Below are 501 nucleotides of genomic sequence, written 5' to 3'. Positions count from 1 at the left end.
CTCGGACGCCTTCCGCAGGGTCAGCGCGGAAACCGTCCAGCTGCACGGCGGAATCGGCTTCACCTGGGAACACGACGCCCATCTGTACTTCCGCCGCGCCCGCGCCGACGCCGTGCTACTCGGCGGCGCAGCCCACCACCGTGAACAGATCGCCGCCGTCCTGGGCTGGTAACCGCCCGTCACCGCCACGGACCGGGCAGGACAGGACAGGGAACCGGACCGGGACAGGGAACCGGACCGGGACAGGGAACCGGACCGGGACGAGTGGATGGTTGACATACATTTTCCGCCCGAAAACCGGCGCCTCCTGACGTCTTCCTTCCACTCGTCGCACCGAAGGCAATGGTGCAGCTGCCGTCCCCGACCGGTAGGCGTCCGTCAGCAGTCAGCAGTCAGCAATCCGTGGGCTACCCCAGCTACCCCAGCTAATCCAGCTAATCCAGGCAGACACCACGGTCGATCACGACATGCTGTCCGGTCGTCACGCTGTTGACGATCGCA

1 protein-coding gene is annotated in these 501 nt (G+C 66.1%); it reads left to right on the top strand.

Features of this window, described 5'->3' with window-relative positions; genetic code table 11:
* On the top strand, nucleotides 1–172 hold a 172-nt coding region (locus tag U9980_RS28430), incomplete at its 5' end, for an acyl-CoA dehydrogenase family protein (protein ID WP_416210167.1).
* Between the last annotated feature and the right edge of the window lie 329 nt (nucleotides 173–501).

It is taken from the genome of Protofrankia sp. Cr1 (assembly GCF_963555865.1).
Classification (GTDB): domain Bacteria; phylum Actinomycetota; class Actinomycetes; order Frankiales; family Frankiaceae; genus Protofrankia.
The sequence above is the reverse complement of the archived record's forward strand: the minus strand, read 5'-3'. Positions and strand labels throughout refer to the sequence as shown.